The following is a 17,739-nucleotide window of genomic DNA, read 5'->3' on the forward strand; positions in this document are numbered from 1 at the left end:
ATTGAGCGATTCAACTGTACGTTACGTCAACGAGTATCTAGACTAGTTAGAAAGACCTTATCCTTTTCTAAGAAGTTGGAAAATCACATTGGTGCCATTTGGAATTTTATTCATCATTACAACACTTCTTTACCTCCGTGTGCGTCCTTTCCTTTTTAGGACTACCTAGAGCTTTCCGAATGCAATCAGGATGTTATTGCATTTTTAGGTACATTAGGGCTTTTAAATAATTTTGTCATTCATTTCTCGGCAGAAAAACTTCAGGAAATAAATTTATTGCCATTTTGGCAGCATGAATAGTAAAAGCAAGCATAGGATATACCACCCCTAACCTGTAGCGTACGCTACAGGTTGGGGAGTTTTCATTATGCCCAGCTACTTAATTAATTTTGCAATCTTGATAAAGCCTTTTAAACTTTTGCTGCTGAATGTTGTGATCGACTATGGGCAAGGGGTAATTGCGTCGCTGGCATTGGTGGGGAGGGATATTGCCACTCAATAATTCTGCTGTGGTTAAACCTTGCAATTCGGGTAGCCAGCGTAAAATATATTCTCCTTCGGGATCGTATTTCCTTGCTTGGGATGCGGGATTAAAAATTCTTAGAGGTTTAGGATCCATACCACTAGAGGCACTCCATTGCCAACCACCATTATTTGCCGCCAGATCGCCATCTAGTAACTTTTGCATAAAATATCGCTCCCCTAATTGCCAATTAATTATCAAATCTTTAGTCAAAAAGCTAGCGACAATCATCCGACAGCGATTATGCATCCATCCTGTTTGATTGAGTTGACGCATAGCCGCATCAACAATGGGATAACCCGTAAGTCCTGCACACCATGCCTCAAACTTTTCGGGATCATCATCCCAAGGAAAGCTCTGCATCTGAGGGCGATAGGCTCCTGTTGCTAAGGCGGGAAAGTGAAAAAGTACATGCTGATAAAACTCTCGCCATGCTAGTTCCTGTTGCCAGATCGTGATTCCTGCTAGATCTTCGTCACTGCGGACAAGTTGTTGAGCAGCGATCGCTTTTTCCCACACCCTTCTAATCCCCACTGTCCCGAAGCGCAAATGGGGGCTCAATGTCGATGTCCCTGCATGGGCGGGAAAATCACGCTCGGTCTGATAACGTAAAATTCCATTGCCATCACAAAAGGCTTCTAATAGGGCTAAAGCGGCGGATTCACCTGATTCTGGTAGGGTGATGTCATTGATAAATTTGAGTTCGCGTAAGCTTGGCAAAGGAATTACAGGTAAATTCTCATAACTTGCTAAACCTGTTAATTTTTGCGGTGCATCTAAGGGTTGGGGCTTGGGTTTACTTTGCCAATTGCGCCAAAAGGGAGTGTAGACCTTATAGGGTTCTCCTGCCTGTGTTGCGATCGCATCGGGAGCTATCAAGCCAATATCCACGAAACTTTGCACCTTTACACCGATTTCTTGTAAAGCCTGAGTCGCTTCGCGATCGCGCTTAATCGCAAAGGGTTCGACATCTTGATTGAAAAATAGATGACTAGTGTTGATTGCCTTGGCTAAACTGCATAGCGAGGTGATTGGCTCGCCATACATAAAGAGTAAGTCGCTACCTAAACGGCGATAGTTAGTTTGTAACTCCCGCAAACAGCCCAGCATGAAATCAACTTTGCTGCCCTCAGTCACCCCATCATCGAGAATATCGGGATCAAAAATAAACAGCCCTAGCACTTTTCCTTGATCACCAACCTGTGCGATCGCCTCACTCAAAGCAGGATTGTCATCAATTCGCAAATCGCGCCGATGCCAGACTAAAGCAATCTGTCCCGATAATATTTCACGATTTTTTCCAGAATTACTGGCTATTTGAGGCATAACTATCTACAGTTCTACAGATTTAAAGCACTTCACCATTATTAATCAAAAATTTCCTTGATATCGCACAACTAATAAAAACCAAGAGATGAGGGGCGGCGCGAAGCGCCGCCCCTCATCTCTTGGTTTAGAATCGATATTGATCAACTTGAGATTGTTATCATGCCAGTCAAAATTGCGATCGCTCAAATACAGCTAAACCAAGGTCAACGAGTCACCCTTGAAAATATTAACTGGCAAGAATTTGAGGACATCTTAGAAGATTTAGGAGAGCATCGTCATGCACTAATTGCCTATTACAAAGGAGTGTTGGAACTGAGAATGCCATTAGCAGGACATGAACGCGCTAAGGTTTTGATCGGAGATCTACTCAAGATTATCTTGGATGAATTAGCCTTGGAGTGGGAATCTCTTGGCTCGACAACCTTTAAGAATAAGCAAATGCAGGTAGGGATCGAGCCTGATGATTGTTTTTATATCCAGAACTATCAAGCGGTAATTGGCAAACAAAGAATTGATCTCACAACTGATCCTGTACCTGATTTAGCGATCGAAGTAGATTTAACCTCAATTACGCAAATCAGTGCCTATGAAGCTTTAGCTATTCCTGAAATCTGGCGATGTAGAAATGGGAAATTAGAAATCAGTCTGTTTGAGGATGGGAAATATCTCAATTCTCCAGTCAGTAAAGCTTTCCCAGCGATTCCAGTTATTGAAGGTATTTCTTTGTTTCTAGAGAAAAGTAAAGATATACCAATGAGTATTTTAAGAAAAGAGTTTCGAGAATGGCTGCAAACCTTTCCTTCAAAACCCAAGAATTGATTGGCGGCGCGGAGCGCCGCCAATCAATTCTTGGGTTTTATGTCCTACTCCTTTCCCACCAAAAAAATAGACATCAAAAACCAATAATTAGCGTTGCGGCGCGAAGCGCCGCAACGCTAATTATTCACTGGGAAGGGAGTAGTACATTTAGCGAGATGTAATTTTTACTGGTACTAGCTTCTTCACCTTTGCCCAGTTAAACTCATGCAAAAGGACATAGGAGCAAGGAATTAGGAATAGAGTCAGAATTGTGGCGAGGGCTAAACCAGAGAAAGTAACAATTCCTAGCGGTTGCAAGAACTCGCCCCCATCGCCCCCGCCCAGAGCCAGAGGGAAAGCACCAACTACAGTTGTAATGGTAGTCATTAGGATGGGGCGTAATCGCATCGGTGCAGCTTGGAGAATTGCTTGAATGCGGCTGCATTTCTGCTCCTCACGCAATTGGTTGGCGAACTCGACCATGACGATCGCATTGTTAACCACAATCCCCACCAGCAAGATCACACCGATCACTACCATTACATTGATCGAGCTATTGGTGACATATAGCCCGAAAATGCCGCCAGCTAAAGCAAGGGGAATTGTCAGCATAATTACCAAGGGATCGATCAGCGAGTTGTACTGAACTGCCATCACCACAAATACTAAGAAAGAAGCGAGTAAACCTAATACCCCAAAGGCTTTGGAGAGATTATCATTTGCTTGTTTGGCGGTACTAGGTAAAACCACGACCCCATCAGGCAGATCGATCGCTGCAATCACATCTTCTGTCTGTTTGAGCGCATCGCTGAGACTTGTGCCACGTTCTAAACTACCGAGAATCAAGAACACTTGACGCTGGTTGATGCGTTGAATTTCTCCTGGGGCGCGACCTTCGCGGATAGTGGAAACATCAGCAAGGCGGACAGGACGATTATTGCTCACAAATAGCGGAACTTGCTGCAATTGCGAGGCGTTTTTGCGCGATTCGGGATCGAGTTGGACGCGCACATCGACTAGGCGATCGCCTCTTTGTAACTGGGTCGTTACTGAGCCCGTAATTGCGGTTTGCAGAGTAGAGCCAATGGATTGCGTAGATAGTCCCAAAGCTTGCAAACGTTCCCAGTCAGGAAAAATTTGCACTTCGGGTTGACGCGCATCGGTGTCAGGACGGAAGTTTGCGCCTTTAACACTTTTTTCTAAGGCACTGAGAACCTCTGTACCTGCTTGGGCTAGGATTTCAGGATTAGTACCCTGTAAAATTACGTCAATATCTGTACGTGGTATGGGGGAATTATTGACGATAATGCCGCGTACCTGTCCAGGGTTGACCCTGATTCTCACGCCTGCCAGATTTAATTTACTGATTTCCCGATTAACGCGACTAATAAAGCCCGCCAGATCGACATTCGGTTTGAGGGTAATGGTGCTACCACTGCGTAAAGGGTTATTAGTGACGTTATTACCAAAGGAACCGCCACCAATGGTTGTAAAGGCATAGGCAGTTTCAGGCTGCTTGACGAGAATATCATCCACAATTTCCATGACTTTGCGGTTAGCGGCAAGAGTAGTACCTGCGGGGAATTGAGCGTTTAAGCTCACATCACCCGTTTTCACTTGGGGAATGATTTCTTGAGGCAGTTGTCTACCCATCAAGAAGCCACCACCACCAAGGATCGCAAATACGGCAATCACTACCCACAGCCGATAATGGACGATTTTAGCGAGGAAACCTGCATAGCCCAATGTGGCGGCGGCAAATCTTTGCTGAAATCCACGCATAAACCAAGTTTCGCTCAACCGACTCGACCAAGGAATACCCAACAGGCGGGAGGCGATCATCGGGACGACGGTAATGGCGATCGCGATCGCGGCAATATTCCCAAAACTAATGGTGAGAATCAGTTGATTGAATAGCAGTGAGAGAAATCCACCGAGTAATAAAAATGGAAAAATAACCACAAGGTTGGTGCTTGTAGAGGCAACTAGTGCTGATTCAATTTCCGAACTGCTAATTTGGGCTTGGGCGATCGTATCTTGCCCACCGTGATTTTTGCGATTGTGCTCGAGCCCATTGATAATGTTGTCTAACATGACGATGGAGCAGTCTACGACACCGCCCACACCCAAGGCTAAACCACCTAGGCTAAACAGGTTCATCGAAAAGCCAAAAATACCCATCGCAATAATGGAGGCAAGGGTAGCAAGGGGAATGGCAAGGGTAATTATCAGGGTTTGACGGATTGAGCCCAGAAAGAGCAATACGGCTGTTCCTGCTAAAACTGCCCCCATGATTCCCGAAGAGGCAACGTTGGCAATGGAAGCGCGAATTAACTTGGATTCGTCTAAGGTGGCGGTGATAATGGCATCACTGGGAATTGCACCACTTCCTTGCAGTGCGGCGATCTTTTCCGTTACGCGATCGACGACCTCAATCGTATTGGCATCGGGTTGTTTGGTGACTAGCAATCTAACGGCAGCCTGTCCATTGAGCGCCGTAAATACCCTTTGCTCCTCAGTCCCATCAACTATTTCGGCAAAGTCGCGCAAATAGACCTGTCGGGGTTGGGCTGTGGCACTTCCACGTACTGTAAAAGATAAACTTTCTAGTTCCTTAGCATTGCGAAATTTGCCGATCGCACGGGTAAGCGGTTCGACAGTGCCATCTCGCAAGCGCCCGCCTGAAATATCGACATTGCGATCGCGTAAAGCCTTTAAGACATCATCAATATTCACGCCGACGGCTTGCAGACGCTTGAGATCGAGATTGACCTGTACTTCTTCCTTAACGCCGCCAACTACGTCGATTCCCGCTACCCCTGGCACGATCGCTAACTCGCGTCCTAATTCCTCATCGGCAAATAAACGTAACTCCGTTAGGGAGAGGGAAGGCGATGTGAGCGCAAACTCGTAGATCGGAAACTGAGATGGATCAAATTTGAAAATCCGCGCATCTTCGATATCGTCTGGTAATTGACTACGTCCTCGGTTAAAACTAGCAACGGTATTGTTAAGCGCCTGCTCGACATTACTACCCGCCTCAAAAAACAAATCCACCCTTACTTGTCCTTCACGGGTACGCGAAAAAAGCTGGTTCACACCTTCGGTTATGGCTAGAGCTTCTTCGAGTGGTTTGGTAACTTCCGTAATTGCAACTTCTGGGCTAATCCCTGGAATATTCACCTGTACGCCAATGCGGGGATAAACGATGGATGGGAGCAAATCCACCTGCAAGCGGCTGATATAAAATGCCCCCATTACAAAAATTGCCAAGGTCAGCATCAATGTGCCAATATGCCGACGAATGGCGATCGCACTAATACTAAATCCTGTCGGTTTGGGCATCGATGATTTCTGCTCGCTCATAGTTACCTCTTAAAATAATTAAAAAAAAGGTAATGATGTAATGCCCGAAGGGCATTACATCATTACTTATTGGGACTTATTGGGATAACACGCTCAGCTTGACAGGATCGCCATCCTGCAACTTACCGCCGCTTCTAACGACAAGGCGATCGCCTTCTTTTAATCCAGAGAGAATCACAACTTTACCGTCACGGCGATCGCCAAGGGTAACTTTACGCGCCAGCACTTTTGGCTCTTTGGGATCGCCCGTAATCACAAAAACTATGCCCGTTTTCGGCTTGCCTTTGTCACTAGTATTAGGACTGGACTTGGGATCGTTTTTCGACTTCCCTTGGATATTTGCATTGGCATCTTTAGGTGCTGGAGTCGGTCGTCCTGCTATCTCTAGAGCCGTTTCGGCAATTATAATTTGAGGTTCCTGTTTGCCTGCAAACTTTACTCTCGCCAACTGACCACTACTCAGTTTCCCATCCCGATTAGAAACTACCACTTCCACGGGAATTAATCGTGCCACAGGATCGGCTACGGGTGAAATCCTTCTCACAGTTCCTGTGAATCTTTGATTGGGAAAGCTATCAAAACTTACATCTACGGATTGATTGAGCCGAATTTTGCCAATCTCCAATTCTGAAATCAGCACAATCACCTTAACTTGACTAAAATCTCCTAGCTTGACAACTTCATTACCTGCAAATAGGAGATTGCCAATCTCACTCACCCGCTCTAGGACAATGCCATTGATGGGAGATGTAATTGTGGTATAGGATTGGCGCTCCTGCTCTCTGAGTTTGATTGCTTCTTGGGCTAAAACTCGTTGGGAATTGGCGCTCACTGTTTGCTCTTGGAGACTAACTTGCTGTTCGGCCGATCGCAATGACTGTTCAGCGGCTTTAGCTTCAGTAACAGCATTCTCAGCAATTTGAGGAGAAACTGCTCCTTCTTTAGCCAATTGGGTGAAGCGATTAGCATTCGCCTGTGACTGTTGATACTGGACTCTTGCTCTTGCCACTTGGGCGCGGGCATTTCCCACTGCGGCGGTTGCTTGCGATACTTCCGATGACCTTGCCGCAACTTCCGCTTCTGCCTGTAGCACAGTGGCAGATAGAACGGCATCATCCAATTGGGCAATTGCCTGTCCAGATTCCACGCGATCGCCAATATCCACATTCAAATCTAGTAAACGTCCTTCTAAACGCGATCGCACTGACACCTCTCTGATAGGTGCAGTCGTTCCCGTATATTCATTTTCTTCTTCCAGTAGCTCTAAACTTGCGATCGCCACATCTACGGCTATAGCAGGTTTCTGGCTCTGTACTTGAGCTTGGGAGGCATCTTTATTGGTTTGTGTGCAACTCGTAGTTACACCTGACAAGCTAGCGATCGTGGCTAATATCCAAAAAGCTTTCATAGATATGAATATGACAAGTGTTTCCTAAATTTATTCTAAGGGATACCACTTGATTTTGTCCGAGTTTCCCCGATCGGTCTTTTTGGTTGCAAATGTATAGCTGCCGTCAAAATAGTGTTGCCGCGCGGAGCGCGGCAACACTATTTTGGGCTTTATGTCCTAACAACACTGGCAAAGGTGGCGCGAAGTGCCGCTTTTCTCTTCTACTATAGCTATAGTCAAACCCAATAGAGAGTTGCGGCGCTTCGCGCCGCAACTCTCGGTTTGATGTCCTGAATTAAGTGAATTAAAGTGAATTAAGTGAATATAGCTATAATTAGATTTTACGCTTCATGACTACAAGAGTTATGTCGTCATATACTTTACTAGAACCGATAAACTCACGGATATCAGTAATCACAGCCTCTCTAATTTGATCGACAGAATTTCGGTGGAATTTACTGATCGTATGAATCAATCTATCAATTCCATACAGTTCCTTCGTACTATTCTCCGCTTCTGTAATACCGTCAGTGTATAAAACAACTACATCGCCTAGATTTAAATTTATGGCGGTCTCAAAAATAAATTCAGAGATTTCATCGGTTAAACCAATAGGAAATCCTAAGGCATCTGTATCAATTATCTCAATGTCTCCACTATCACGAATCACAATTACACTTTCATGTTGTCCGCTCAAATGCAGCACGCGATCGTGATAATCAATCAGAATTAGACTCAAACTCTTCTCGCAATTCATGCGCTGAAGATTTTCATAAATAGTATGATTGACCGTAGATAAAAATTTGACGGGATTCTTCTCTCCATTAATGAGCAAGGTTCGGATCGCCGTTTGCAACATGATCATGATTACTCCGCTTTCTAAACCATGCCCCGTAACATCACCGATCCCTATTTTGATATGTCCATTTTGCTGTAAAACATCGTAATAGTCACCACCCACCTCATCGGCAGGTTCCATAAATCCTACAATATCTAATTCTTTAATAGTATTTAATTCTTTTGTCCTAGGCAGGATCATCTTCTGTAATCGTCGAGTAACTGCCAATTCCGAACTCATTCGATAATTTTCTGCGGTTAATTGCTCATTTAAAAATTTGATTTCGCGATTAGCTTCTAATAATTCACTAGTTCTTGTTTCGATAATTTCTTCTAGATCCCGATTGATCAGATCTAGCTGAGTATAAGCTTTATCCTTAAGAATAACTTGCTCTTGTAATTCCTGTGAATTGCGATTATTCTCTTCCGCAAGCACTAGAACCATTAATGTGGTAATTAAAATTACTCCCATAAATAGTTGTAGGAAGATTAAAGAATTAATCTCTGTAGAAATCTTATAAAAGCTACCAAACTTATAGGAAGTACTTATAGCAGCAACCATGGCAGTAAACATAACTGTCAGGGTTGTAATTTTGGAGCCAAATCGAAATGCCGACCATAGTAAAGGTGGCAACAAAAAATACTCAAGGGGCTGATTTCCGATGATCGTGAAATAGGATGTTACGACTAAGATCGACAAACATAAAAACAACTCTTTACCATTGGATCTAAAGCTCCATTTGTTATTAGTAACAGGTGTTATTGTCGATTGCCTACTCCACCATACAAATACCAAAGGTGCGAATAGTAAGACTCCCATCGCATCCCCAACCCACCATCCCCAAGCCACCTTCCAGTAAACATCCCATGTAATTAACCCCGCACTAGATACTATGAGAGTCCCCAATAATGCTTGGAGAATAGTTCCACCAAAGGTAGTTGCAAGGGCAAACCTCACAAAGTTTTTAACGTAATTTAGGAAATTATTCGTCTTGTTGAAAAATAAAATTAATGTGGTAGATGTCAAAGCGCCGATCGTAGGTACGAATCCTGCCAGAATGGCAAAAAGAAAGGGAGCCTTAGAAACAAAAAAACTATTTAGGGCTGCCCCCAAAAATATTCCCCAACATCGCGATCGCCCTCTTGCTAACAAAGCTCCTACCGCAATGCCCGCAGGCGGCCAAACAGGTGAGCCTAATTGGGACTGTGGTAGCTGTAGCACTAAGGCACTAATCGCAAGGTAAAGAAATGCAACAATTAAACTGTCAATTAAATTGTCAATCCACCAAGAGGTGACGATCTCTTTTTTGATTTTTACAGGTACTTTCATCTTGAGGTGTCTCCAAGGATCTCCCAGAGCTAATGAGGCAGTTTTTTCATAAAAAAATTAGCTAATGTCAGGAAATCGTAAATATTATGCCCCTCAAACATAAATTATCAGTTAATAAGTGTTCAACATTCCAAAGTTTATGCTTGGATAGGACAGGGGCATTACCCTCCGCCTTAGGGTCAGCAGAACGGCAATAAGACAAAGTAACCATTCAGGAATAATTCTATGCAAACAAATGTTGCTAATCAAACCAGCAATATTACGGTAGAAGACGATCGCACAGGTTTAAGTATCGAAACCCTCAAGCGGGCCTTTGCCGATAATCTGTTCTACATACAAGGCAAACTCGCTATTCTAGCCAATTTTACCGACTATTACATGGCGTTGTCTTATACAACACGCGATCGCCTGTTGCAACGTTGGCTTCAAACCCTCAAGGTCTACCACGAACAAGACATCAAGACTGTTTACTATCTCTCCGCCGAATTTCTGATGGGGCGACACCTCGGTAATAGCTTGATCAATCTTGATCTGTACGAATCCATTGAACAAGCGGTCAGAGAGTCAGGGCTGGATCTAACCGAAGTCCTAGAGCAAGAACCCGACCCCGGTTTAGGCAATGGTGGGCTTGGGCGCTTAGCTGCTTGCTTCCTCGATTCCCTTGCCACCTTAGAAATTCCTGCAATGGGCTATGGCATTCGGTACGAGTTTGGTATTTTCAACCAATCGATTCAGCATGGCTGGCAGGTGGAGATCCCCGACAAATGGCTGCGCTGTGGCAATCCTTGGGAAGTAGTGCGCTACGAGTCCACGGTCCAAGTCAAATTTGGCGGTCATACGGAAATTTACAATGACGATCGCGGTCGTCCCCATACCCGTTGGATTCCTAGCTTCACCGTCGAAGGCATTCCCCACGATACCCCAGTGCCTGGATATCAAACCAATACCGTTAATACCCTCCGTCTTTGGAAAGCTGAAGCAGGCGAAGATTTTAACTTCCAAGCTTTTAACTCTGGCGACTATGACGGTGCGGTAGCGACCAAGATCAAATCGGAAACCATTTCCAAAGTCCTTTACCCCAACGACAATACCCCTCAGGGTCGTCAGTTACGCTTAGAGCAGCAGTTCTTCTTTGTATCCTGCTCACTCCAAGACATCATTCGTCGCCACCTTAACAGATACGGTCGTCTGGATAATCTTGCCGATCATGCGGCGGTGCAATTAAATGACACCCACCCCGCGATCAGTATTGCGGAAATGATGCGCTTACTAGTTGACGAACATGGGCTATTCTGGGACGAAGCATGGCGGATTACCCAAAACACGTTTGCTTACACCAATCACACCTTGATGCCCGAAGCTCTAGAAAGATGGGGTGTACCGCTATTTGAGAGTCTTTTGCCTCGCCATTTAGAAATCATCTATGAAATCAACCATCGTTTCATGCAAGATGTGCAGACTTGGTTCCCCGATGATGATGAATTGCTATCACGCCTATCCATCATCGAAGAAGGCGGTGGCAAAAAAGTTCGCATGGCAAACCTCGCAACCATTGGCAGCCATGCTGTAAATGGGGTTGCGGCGTTACATACTGAGCTACTCAAGCAAGATGTATTAAAAGACTTCTACAAGCTATGGCCAGAAAAGTTTAACAACAAGACCAATGGGGTTACTCCTCGCCGTTGGGTATTGCTAGCCAATCCTGCCTTATCGGGGCTCATTACCGAAAAAATCGGCGATACATGGCTGAAACATTTGGATGAACTCCGTAAGATTGAAGCATTTGTTGACGATCACGATTTTCGCGATCGCTGGCGACAAATCAAGCAAGCGAACAAACAAAAACTCGCCGACTACATCCGTACTCACAATGGTGTCGAAGTTGATGTGAATTCTATCTTCGATATTCAAGTAAAACGGATCCACGAGTACAAGCGCCAACATCTCGATTTGCTACATATCATTGGACTATACCTGCGCATTAAACAGAACCCCAGTATCGATATCACCCCTCGGACGTTTGTTTTTGGTGGTAAGGCTGCGCCTGGCTATTTCATGGCGAAATTAATCATTAAAGCGATTAACGCGGTAGCCGATGTCGTCAATCGTGATCCCGACGTTCATGGCAGAATTAAGGTGGTCTTTTTGGCTAACTTTAGTGCGTCACTCGGACAATTGATTTATCCTGCGGCGGATCTCTCCGAGCAAATTTCTACGGCTGGGAAGGAAGCTTCTGGAACTGGCAATATGAAATTTACGATGAATGGAGCTTTAACGATTGGAACTTTAGATGGAGCCAATATTGAGATTCGCGAAGAAGTTGGTGACGATAACTTCTTTCTCTTCGGTCTTACTGCCTCTGAGGTTGAAGAGATGAAGTCTAAAGGATATAATCCTCGTGACTACTACGAAAGCAATGAAGAACTTCGCAATGTACTCGATCGCCTTGCTATGGGATATTTCTCTCCAGGAGAGAAAGACTTGTTCAAGCCTTTAGTCGATTCACTTTTGCATCATGATGACTATATGTTGTTGGCTGACTATCAAGCCTACTCAGATTGTCAAGCTAAGGTTAGCGAAGCTTATCAGGATGTTGAAAAATGGACAACAATGAGCATTCTCAATGTTGCCCGTTCTGGGAAGTTCTCTTCCGATCGCACGATTAAGGAATATTGTGACGAGATCTGGAATGTGAAACCTGTTAAGGTAGAATTACAGCCCTACGATCCCGCTAAGGCAACTATCAATGTTGGTAGTTAACCTTTAATGCTTCCTTAGAACCAATACAAATAATACCAATTCACGAAAGTGTGACAACACTTTTGTGAATTAAAAACTAAACCCAGTAAGGGTTTTCAAAGCTGAAAATGGCGTAGCCATTTTCAGCTTTGGTATAAAGGCTCGCTAGGCGAGCCTTTATTTGTTTTTAGAAAAATTGTTACTCCCAATAATTATGAAAGTTGCTTTTTTTAATGCCAAGTCCTACGATCGCCATTCCTTTACTTTTGCTAATGAGCGATATCAGCATGAAATAGTTTTCTTTGAATGTCACCTCAGTCACGAGACAGTTTCTCTGGCGATCGGATTTTCGGCAATCTGCATTTTTATTAATGACTATCTTGATGCTGAAATGCTCGAAATTTTGGCTAAAGGGGGTACGAAGTTAATTGCTTTACGTTCGGCTGGGTTTAATCATGTGGATTTAGCAAGCGCATCAAAATTAGGGCTAGCGATCGTTAGAGTTCCAGCCTATTCTCCTTTTGCGGTTGCCGAACATACGGTAGCTTTGATTTTATCGCTCAATCGTAAAGTGCATCGAGCCTATAATCGCGTTCGTGAAGGCAATTTTTCGATTGAAGGATTGCTAGGGTTTGATCTACATGGGGCGACGGTGGGAGTGGTCGGAACAGGAAGAATTGGGGCAATTTTCGCGCAAATTATGAAGGGCTTTGGCTGTACCTTGATCGGCTATGATGCCTATCACAATCCCAGTTGCCTCGATCTAGGTATGACCTATGTTTCTCTACCCGAATTGTTGGCTCAATCTGATATCATCTCGCTCCATTGTCCGCTAACTCCTGATACCTATCATTTAATTGATGATCGTGCGATCGCTCAAATGAAAACTGGCGTAATGTTGATTAATACAAGTCGCGGAGGTTTGATTGATACGCAAGCTGCGATCGATGGATTGAAATCTGGAACCATTGGTTATCTGGGCATAGATGTATACGAACAGGAGTCAGACCTATTTTTTGAAGACCTATCAAATCGGGTAATTCAAGATGATACTTTTCAGCGCCTACTCACTTTCCCAAATGCGATCGTTACGGGGCATCAGGCATTTTTTACCCGTCAAGCCTTGGCGAATATTGCGGATACTACGCTCTCTAACATCACAGAATTTGAGCAAAATGGAACTTGTCTCAATGAGGTGAAGGTCGAAAAAGCGATCGCTGCTAAATAAGCTCTAGAATCGCGTGTTGTTCGTATCATGCCTAAATCAACGTCAGTTCGGGTTAAGTTGGTAAATTTTAAAATCCTAAAGGTAAAAGCCTTGCTAAGTAAGGCTTTTACCTTTAGGATTTTGCGTAGCAAACCCTTTCCCAAATCCCATTCAAGTTATTCCGAACTCACGTTACTTATGCTGAACTACTTATTGCCAGCCTACTTCCTGAATGAATAGAAATCAGAGGGGACTGAATCCATGTTTCTCGAAAATAGTCCTAGCTGGTTCGCTGGATAAAAATTCTAGATAGGATTTGGCGCTTGTTTGGTTGGTGCTTTTTTGCAAAACGGCGATCGGATAGACAATTGGTTTGTGAAGTTTAGCATCAATGACTTGTACTACTTTAACTTTAGTGGAAGTTTTGGCATCTGTTGCATAGACGATTCCTGCTTGAGCATTGCCCGATTCCACAAATTGCAGCACTTGACGCACGTTATTCACTAAGACAAATTTTGATTGCACATCTTGCCATAGTTCTAATTTTGTCAAAACCTGTTCGGCATATTGACCTGCGGGAACACTGCGAGGATCGCCGATCGCAATGCGTTCGATATTAGCATTGGTTAAATCTTTTAATTCTTTAGCATCATCTTTATCCGCAGGAACGATTAGTACTAAGCGATTGCTCAATAGATCGCGGCGCGTATCAGCAATGATTAAGTCCTTTTTTTGCAATTCATCCATTTGCTTGGCGGCGGCGGAAATAAAGACATCAACGGGAGCACCATTAATGATTTGTTGTAGTAAGTCGCCCGAACTTCCAAAGTTATTGCGAATGGCGACATTCGATTTGGCTTTGCTATACGCAAGGGTAATTTCGCCCAATGATTCCTTGAGACTTGCTGCTGCTGAAACTGTTAATTGGATATTCTCCTGTTTGACTGGAGAAACTGCTGATGTGCTGGCTATAGGTTTACTGGTTTGTTCGACTGTTGGAGAGAAGAAGCGACATCCTGCGATCGCGCATAGGGTGACAACGATTAGAGAGAGGAAAGTGACGACCTTTTTTTTGTTCATGGGAAACTCTAATAGAATTATTTTTATGCTATTACAGATTAATAAGTAGTTAGGCATAATTAAAAACCAAAACCAGAGAGCATACCGTCCGCTACGCGGGCGGTATGCTCTTCTAGGTTTTAAGTTTACTTATGCCTAGCTACTTAATACAAATTCAATTAAAAAGCCATGACAAAATTCTATTTAGATAGAATGGTATCACCAATCATTGGGGCTTAAACCAAAAGAACAAGTCTCTCGAACCAGTAAGCCCCTGCCCAAAGAATAGGAGGGTTGCGAAAATATTCAATATAATATGCACATTTCTCCAACGATTTTGGCGATCTTGATAGATATCTTGAACGATCGCAACTGAAAAAATCATCAGTAAAGCTGAAGCTATGCCGTAGTAGTAATGGGAAAAGAACCACTCGCTATCTTTGCGATAAATCTCTGGTTGTGAGCCGATAACAATCAGCCCCATACCTGCTAGGGTAGCAAAGGTTCCACGCCATAATTTCTTCGTAGCGCGATAGAGAAATACCATTGAAGCTATCGTGCCGAGAAACAATAGGGCAACTATGACAACTCGAAATGGTTCTTTAGTTAGACTATCGTGAGCGATCATCTTTGAGACCATTGGAAACCCCATACCTAAAAGTGCTACTCCTACGACCGCACCAGTTAACCAGTATCCGATGGCAAGATGTTCCGAACCAACGATTGGAGGAATTTTGCTCTTGACTCCACTTGCCGATTGCAACCGTCGCTGACGAGCTAACCAAGAACGGTTGAGCGCAATACCAATTAATGGAAATACGATCGCGATCGCGATCGTCGGATGTAACAAAGCAAAAAAATATTTTAGTTCCATGGTAGGAGTCAATAAAAGTATTGTTACACTTTCGTGAATTGGTATAGGGTTTCATTTTGTCATACGCAAAATGAAACCCGTTATAAGTTTAAATAAAATTATTTAACTGCACTGGTAACTGCTCTGGTAACTGCACTGGGATCGCAATTAAGGATCAAGCTTTATTAATCCGCATTAAATACTGCGCGATCGCGTCCTTGTTTTTTAGCTAAATATAATCCTTTATCCGCCGATTCGATGAGAATTTTGGAAGATAATTTCTTGGTAGGCTGGATTGTCGATATACCAATGCTGACCGTAACGCGATCGCTGATAAACGAAGCTTCATGCTTGATATTTAAACTTGAGACGGTATGACAGACTTTCTCGGCAATAAAGGTTGCCCCTTCCTTTAGGGTATTAGGTAAAATTACCGCAAATTCCTCACCGCCATATCGGGCTGCTAAGTCTGCTGGGCGACGAATACAGGATTCGATCGCCTTAGCAACGGCGCGTAAACAATCATCTCCCGCAGGATGTCCGTAGCGATCGTTATAACGCTTAAAAAAATCGACATCACATATAAGTAACGACATCGGTAGCCCTTCTCTAGCTAAACGCTGCCATTCTATTTCTAGTTTTTGATCGAAGGTACGTCGATTAGCAATTTGGGTTAATCCATCAATAGTTACTTCGCGGGCAAGTGACAGTGCACGTTCGTAGAGCAGTGCTTCGATCGTGTCACTATGGCGGGTAGTAGTATCAAGGATGATTTCTAGATCGTTTTTCTCACTAGAAAGTCGATCTAATAGCAATCTTAGAGCCGTCTCCGTTCTTTGGCGATCGATAATTTCTGTTTGCAGACGGTGATTTGCCTCCGATAATTGTTCTTCTTGGATGGTTTTACTAACTAAACGATCCCTTAGAATAATGTTTTGAGCTTTTAATTCTTGGATTTCCTGCTTTAGACTCGCAACTGTAGCCAAGAAAAGTCCTTCAGTACTGACTAAGTCACTTTTTTCTGTTTCCATACTTTTCTTACGATTAGCTGTAGCAATTTTAAAACGGCTTCAAGAAATTGCCAAATTTACGACAATATTCACATTAGCTACGAAATAAACGAGAGTATTGAGTTTCATGGTTAGCACAGGCGAGACTTGCCCCCCATCCACACCATTCTAATTCATTATCCAAACGCTGTAGCGATAACTGGGAGCTATTCAACATATCCCCACTAAGCTGAAATATAACTTGCTGCCCAATGGTCTGACCGAATGGAACAGAACGAACTGCGGCGCTAACTAGATTGGATAGCCAGCTATAAATGTAGCCCAAGCTCGTATTGTCAGGATCGATATCCAGACTGGCTGCGACAATGCCAAAGGCGATCGCATAGTTACAACCTTTGCCCTGTGAATTATCTTTCGTTGTAGGGAGCAAGGTGTGGATAGATGTATGTAGGGGATTTTGGCGATCGGTAAGCTGCCACCATAATTTCATGAGGGACTGTCCCATCTGCCAACTCGCCAATCTGACTTCTTCGGCTTCTCTCGTTGCCGATAGCCAGTCATTCCAGTAGATTAATGTGGATATGTTATGAGATTTAATGGCTTGATAGGCGCGAAGAGCGATCGCCGTCTCGTTGGGAATAAATCCAAATTGCAATTCCCTTCTCAGCCAATTGCAAAGATCGGACTCTGTTTGAATAATCTTTTGACTGCAAAGATATTCGAGTCCTTCCGAATAGCTGTAAGCCCCAACTGGCAAAGCAGGACTAGTGATTTGTAGCAACCTTAGTAATTGAAGTGATGCGGGATTAATGATCATGGTGATGATGGTAAGCGCCAGACTCAGGTTGAAAAGGCTGATTTTCTTTGGCTATAGTTAATCCCATTTGGATCACCATATCTTCTAAAACTGGATCGGGAGATAGGCGGAGGTATGTTTCGGTAATTTCTAGAGCAATGTGGCGATTACCTAAATGATAGGCTGCTCTTAAAAAATCAAGGGGGTGATGTGCCGTAACCGTAATGACAGGTTCGGGTTTTGCCATGACGTAAGCGATCGCCCGATCATTTTCGTCGGCAAGGATATCTCCTTCTCTCAGAACTGTCCCTCTCTGAAGTTGTAAATTAATCTCTTCTCCTTCCAATGTTGTAAATCGGTGACGGCTACGAGTTCTATCCTCAGCAATGAGCGCAAGGGTTAAAAGAGATTCGCGATTTACCAATTTCTTGGCTTCATGGGATAGACGTTTAGTAATAATATGCATAGACTAATTGCAGGGAAGAATCAACAATATTAATAA

Annotated in this window: 13 protein-coding genes; 4 read left to right on the forward strand and 9 right to left on the reverse strand. The window is 43.7% G+C overall.

What is annotated here, in order from left to right:
- Window positions 1-159, forward strand: a 159-nt coding sequence (locus PSE7429_RS24150) for an IS1 family transposase (protein ID WP_233424292.1), incomplete at its 5' end; no start/stop codon positions are given.
- 220 nt (window positions 160-379) lie between these two features.
- Here PSE7429_RS24150 and PSE7429_RS03925 read toward each other — a convergent pair.
- Window positions 380-1,849 carry a cryptochrome/photolyase family protein gene (locus PSE7429_RS03925; protein WP_009625760.1) on the reverse strand — a complete coding sequence of 490 codons (1,470 nt, stop codon included), beginning with the start codon at window positions 1,847-1,849 and terminating at the stop codon, window positions 380-382.
- A 162-nt stretch (window positions 1,850-2,011) separates the two neighbouring features.
- Here PSE7429_RS03925 and PSE7429_RS03930 point away from each other — a divergent pair, with 162 nt between their 5' ends.
- Complete coding sequence (locus PSE7429_RS03930; RefSeq protein WP_009625761.1) at window positions 2,012-2,671, forward strand: Uma2 family endonuclease; 660 nt, start codon at window positions 2,012-2,014, stop codon at window positions 2,669-2,671.
- A gap of 147 nt (window positions 2,672-2,818) precedes the next feature.
- Here PSE7429_RS03930 and PSE7429_RS03935 read toward each other — a convergent pair whose 3' ends face one another.
- The 3 genes from PSE7429_RS03935 to PSE7429_RS03945 form a co-directional block, all read right to left on the reverse strand.
- Complete coding sequence (locus PSE7429_RS03935; protein ID WP_009625763.1) at window positions 2,819-6,016, reverse strand: efflux RND transporter permease subunit; 3,198 nt, start codon at window positions 6,014-6,016, stop codon at window positions 2,819-2,821.
- 76 nt (window positions 6,017-6,092) lie between these two features.
- On the reverse strand, window positions 6,093-7,424 hold the full coding sequence (locus tag PSE7429_RS03940; protein ID WP_009625764.1) for an efflux RND transporter periplasmic adaptor subunit: 1,332 nt from the start codon (window positions 7,422-7,424) through the stop codon (window positions 6,093-6,095).
- Window positions 7,425-7,740: 316 nt separating this feature from the next.
- Complete coding sequence (locus tag PSE7429_RS03945; RefSeq protein ID WP_009625765.1) at window positions 7,741-9,573, reverse strand: SpoIIE family protein phosphatase; 1,833 nt, start codon at window positions 9,571-9,573, stop codon at window positions 7,741-7,743.
- Window positions 9,574-9,798: 225 nt separating this feature from the next.
- Between PSE7429_RS03945 and PSE7429_RS03950 the strand changes: the two genes are divergently transcribed.
- A complete protein-coding gene (locus PSE7429_RS03950) occupies window positions 9,799-12,333 on the forward strand; it encodes a glycogen/starch/alpha-glucan phosphorylase (RefSeq protein ID WP_009625766.1) in 2,535 nt (844 codons plus the stop codon).
- Window positions 12,334-12,526: 193 nt separating this feature from the next.
- A complete protein-coding gene (locus PSE7429_RS03955; RefSeq protein WP_009625767.1) occupies window positions 12,527-13,540 on the forward strand; it encodes a 2-hydroxyacid dehydrogenase in 1,014 nt (337 codons plus the stop codon).
- A gap of 222 nt (window positions 13,541-13,762) precedes the next feature.
- Here PSE7429_RS03955 and modA read toward each other — a convergent pair whose 3' ends face one another.
- From modA to ureE, 5 genes are all read right to left on the reverse strand, one after another.
- Window positions 13,763-14,599 (reverse strand): molybdate ABC transporter substrate-binding protein, encoded by an 837-nt coding sequence (gene modA, locus PSE7429_RS03960; protein ID WP_009625768.1) that lies wholly within the window; start codon window positions 14,597-14,599, stop codon window positions 13,763-13,765.
- 205 nt (window positions 14,600-14,804) lie between these two features.
- Window positions 14,805-15,452, reverse strand: a complete 648-nt coding sequence (locus PSE7429_RS03965; RefSeq protein ID WP_009625770.1) for a DUF4079 domain-containing protein — start codon at window positions 15,450-15,452, stop codon at window positions 14,805-14,807.
- Window positions 15,453-15,616: 164 nt separating this feature from the next.
- Window positions 15,617-16,462: a diguanylate cyclase gene (locus PSE7429_RS03970; protein WP_009625771.1), complete on the reverse strand. Its 846-nt coding sequence runs from the start codon at window positions 16,460-16,462 to the stop codon at window positions 15,617-15,619.
- Between the two features lie 73 nt (window positions 16,463-16,535).
- The gene (locus PSE7429_RS03975; RefSeq protein ID WP_009625772.1) at window positions 16,536-17,258 is read right to left on the reverse strand and encodes an urease accessory protein UreF; all 723 of its coding nucleotides are present in this window, start codon (window positions 17,256-17,258) and stop codon (window positions 16,536-16,538) included.
- Window positions 17,248-17,703: an urease accessory protein UreE gene (ureE, locus tag PSE7429_RS03980; RefSeq protein WP_009625773.1), complete on the reverse strand. Its 456-nt coding sequence runs from the start codon at window positions 17,701-17,703 to the stop codon at window positions 17,248-17,250. The genes PSE7429_RS03975 and ureE overlap by 11 nt, the downstream gene beginning before the upstream one ends.
- Between the last annotated feature and the right edge of the window lie 36 nt (window positions 17,704-17,739).

Origin of the sequence: Pseudanabaena biceps PCC 7429 (genome assembly GCF_000332215.1) — a bacterium.
GTDB lineage: Bacteria > Cyanobacteriota > Cyanobacteriia > Pseudanabaenales > Pseudanabaenaceae > Pseudanabaena > Pseudanabaena biceps.

Coding starts and splice junctions, on each gene's coding strand:
- PSE7429_RS03925 (WP_009625760.1), bottom strand. CDS start 1,849: ATGCCTCAAATAGCCAGTAATTCTGGAAAAAATCGTGAAATATTATCG.
- PSE7429_RS03930 (WP_009625761.1), top strand. CDS start 2,012: ATGCCAGTCAAAATTGCGATCGCTCAAATACAGCTAAACCAAGGTCAA.
- PSE7429_RS03935 (WP_009625763.1), bottom strand. CDS start 6,016: ATGAGCGAGCAGAAATCATCGATGCCCAAACCGACAGGATTTAGTATT.
- PSE7429_RS03940 (WP_009625764.1), bottom strand. CDS start 7,424: ATGAAAGCTTTTTGGATATTAGCCACGATCGCTAGCTTGTCAGGTGTA.
- PSE7429_RS03945 (WP_009625765.1), bottom strand. CDS start 9,573: ATGAAAGTACCTGTAAAAATCAAAAAAGAGATCGTCACCTCTTGGTGG.
- PSE7429_RS03950 (WP_009625766.1), top strand. CDS start 9,799: ATGCAAACAAATGTTGCTAATCAAACCAGCAATATTACGGTAGAAGAC.
- PSE7429_RS03955 (WP_009625767.1), top strand. CDS start 12,527: ATGAAAGTTGCTTTTTTTAATGCCAAGTCCTACGATCGCCATTCCTTT.
- modA (WP_009625768.1), bottom strand. CDS start 14,599: ATGAACAAAAAAAAGGTCGTCACTTTCCTCTCTCTAATCGTTGTCACC.
- PSE7429_RS03965 (WP_009625770.1), bottom strand. CDS start 15,452: ATGGAACTAAAATATTTTTTTGCTTTGTTACATCCGACGATCGCGATC.
- PSE7429_RS03970 (WP_009625771.1), bottom strand. CDS start 16,462: ATGGAAACAGAAAAAAGTGACTTAGTCAGTACTGAAGGACTTTTCTTG.
- PSE7429_RS03975 (WP_009625772.1), bottom strand. CDS start 17,258: ATGATCATTAATCCCGCATCACTTCAATTACTAAGGTTGCTACAAATC.
- ureE (WP_009625773.1), bottom strand. CDS start 17,703: ATGCATATTATTACTAAACGTCTATCCCATGAAGCCAAGAAATTGGTA.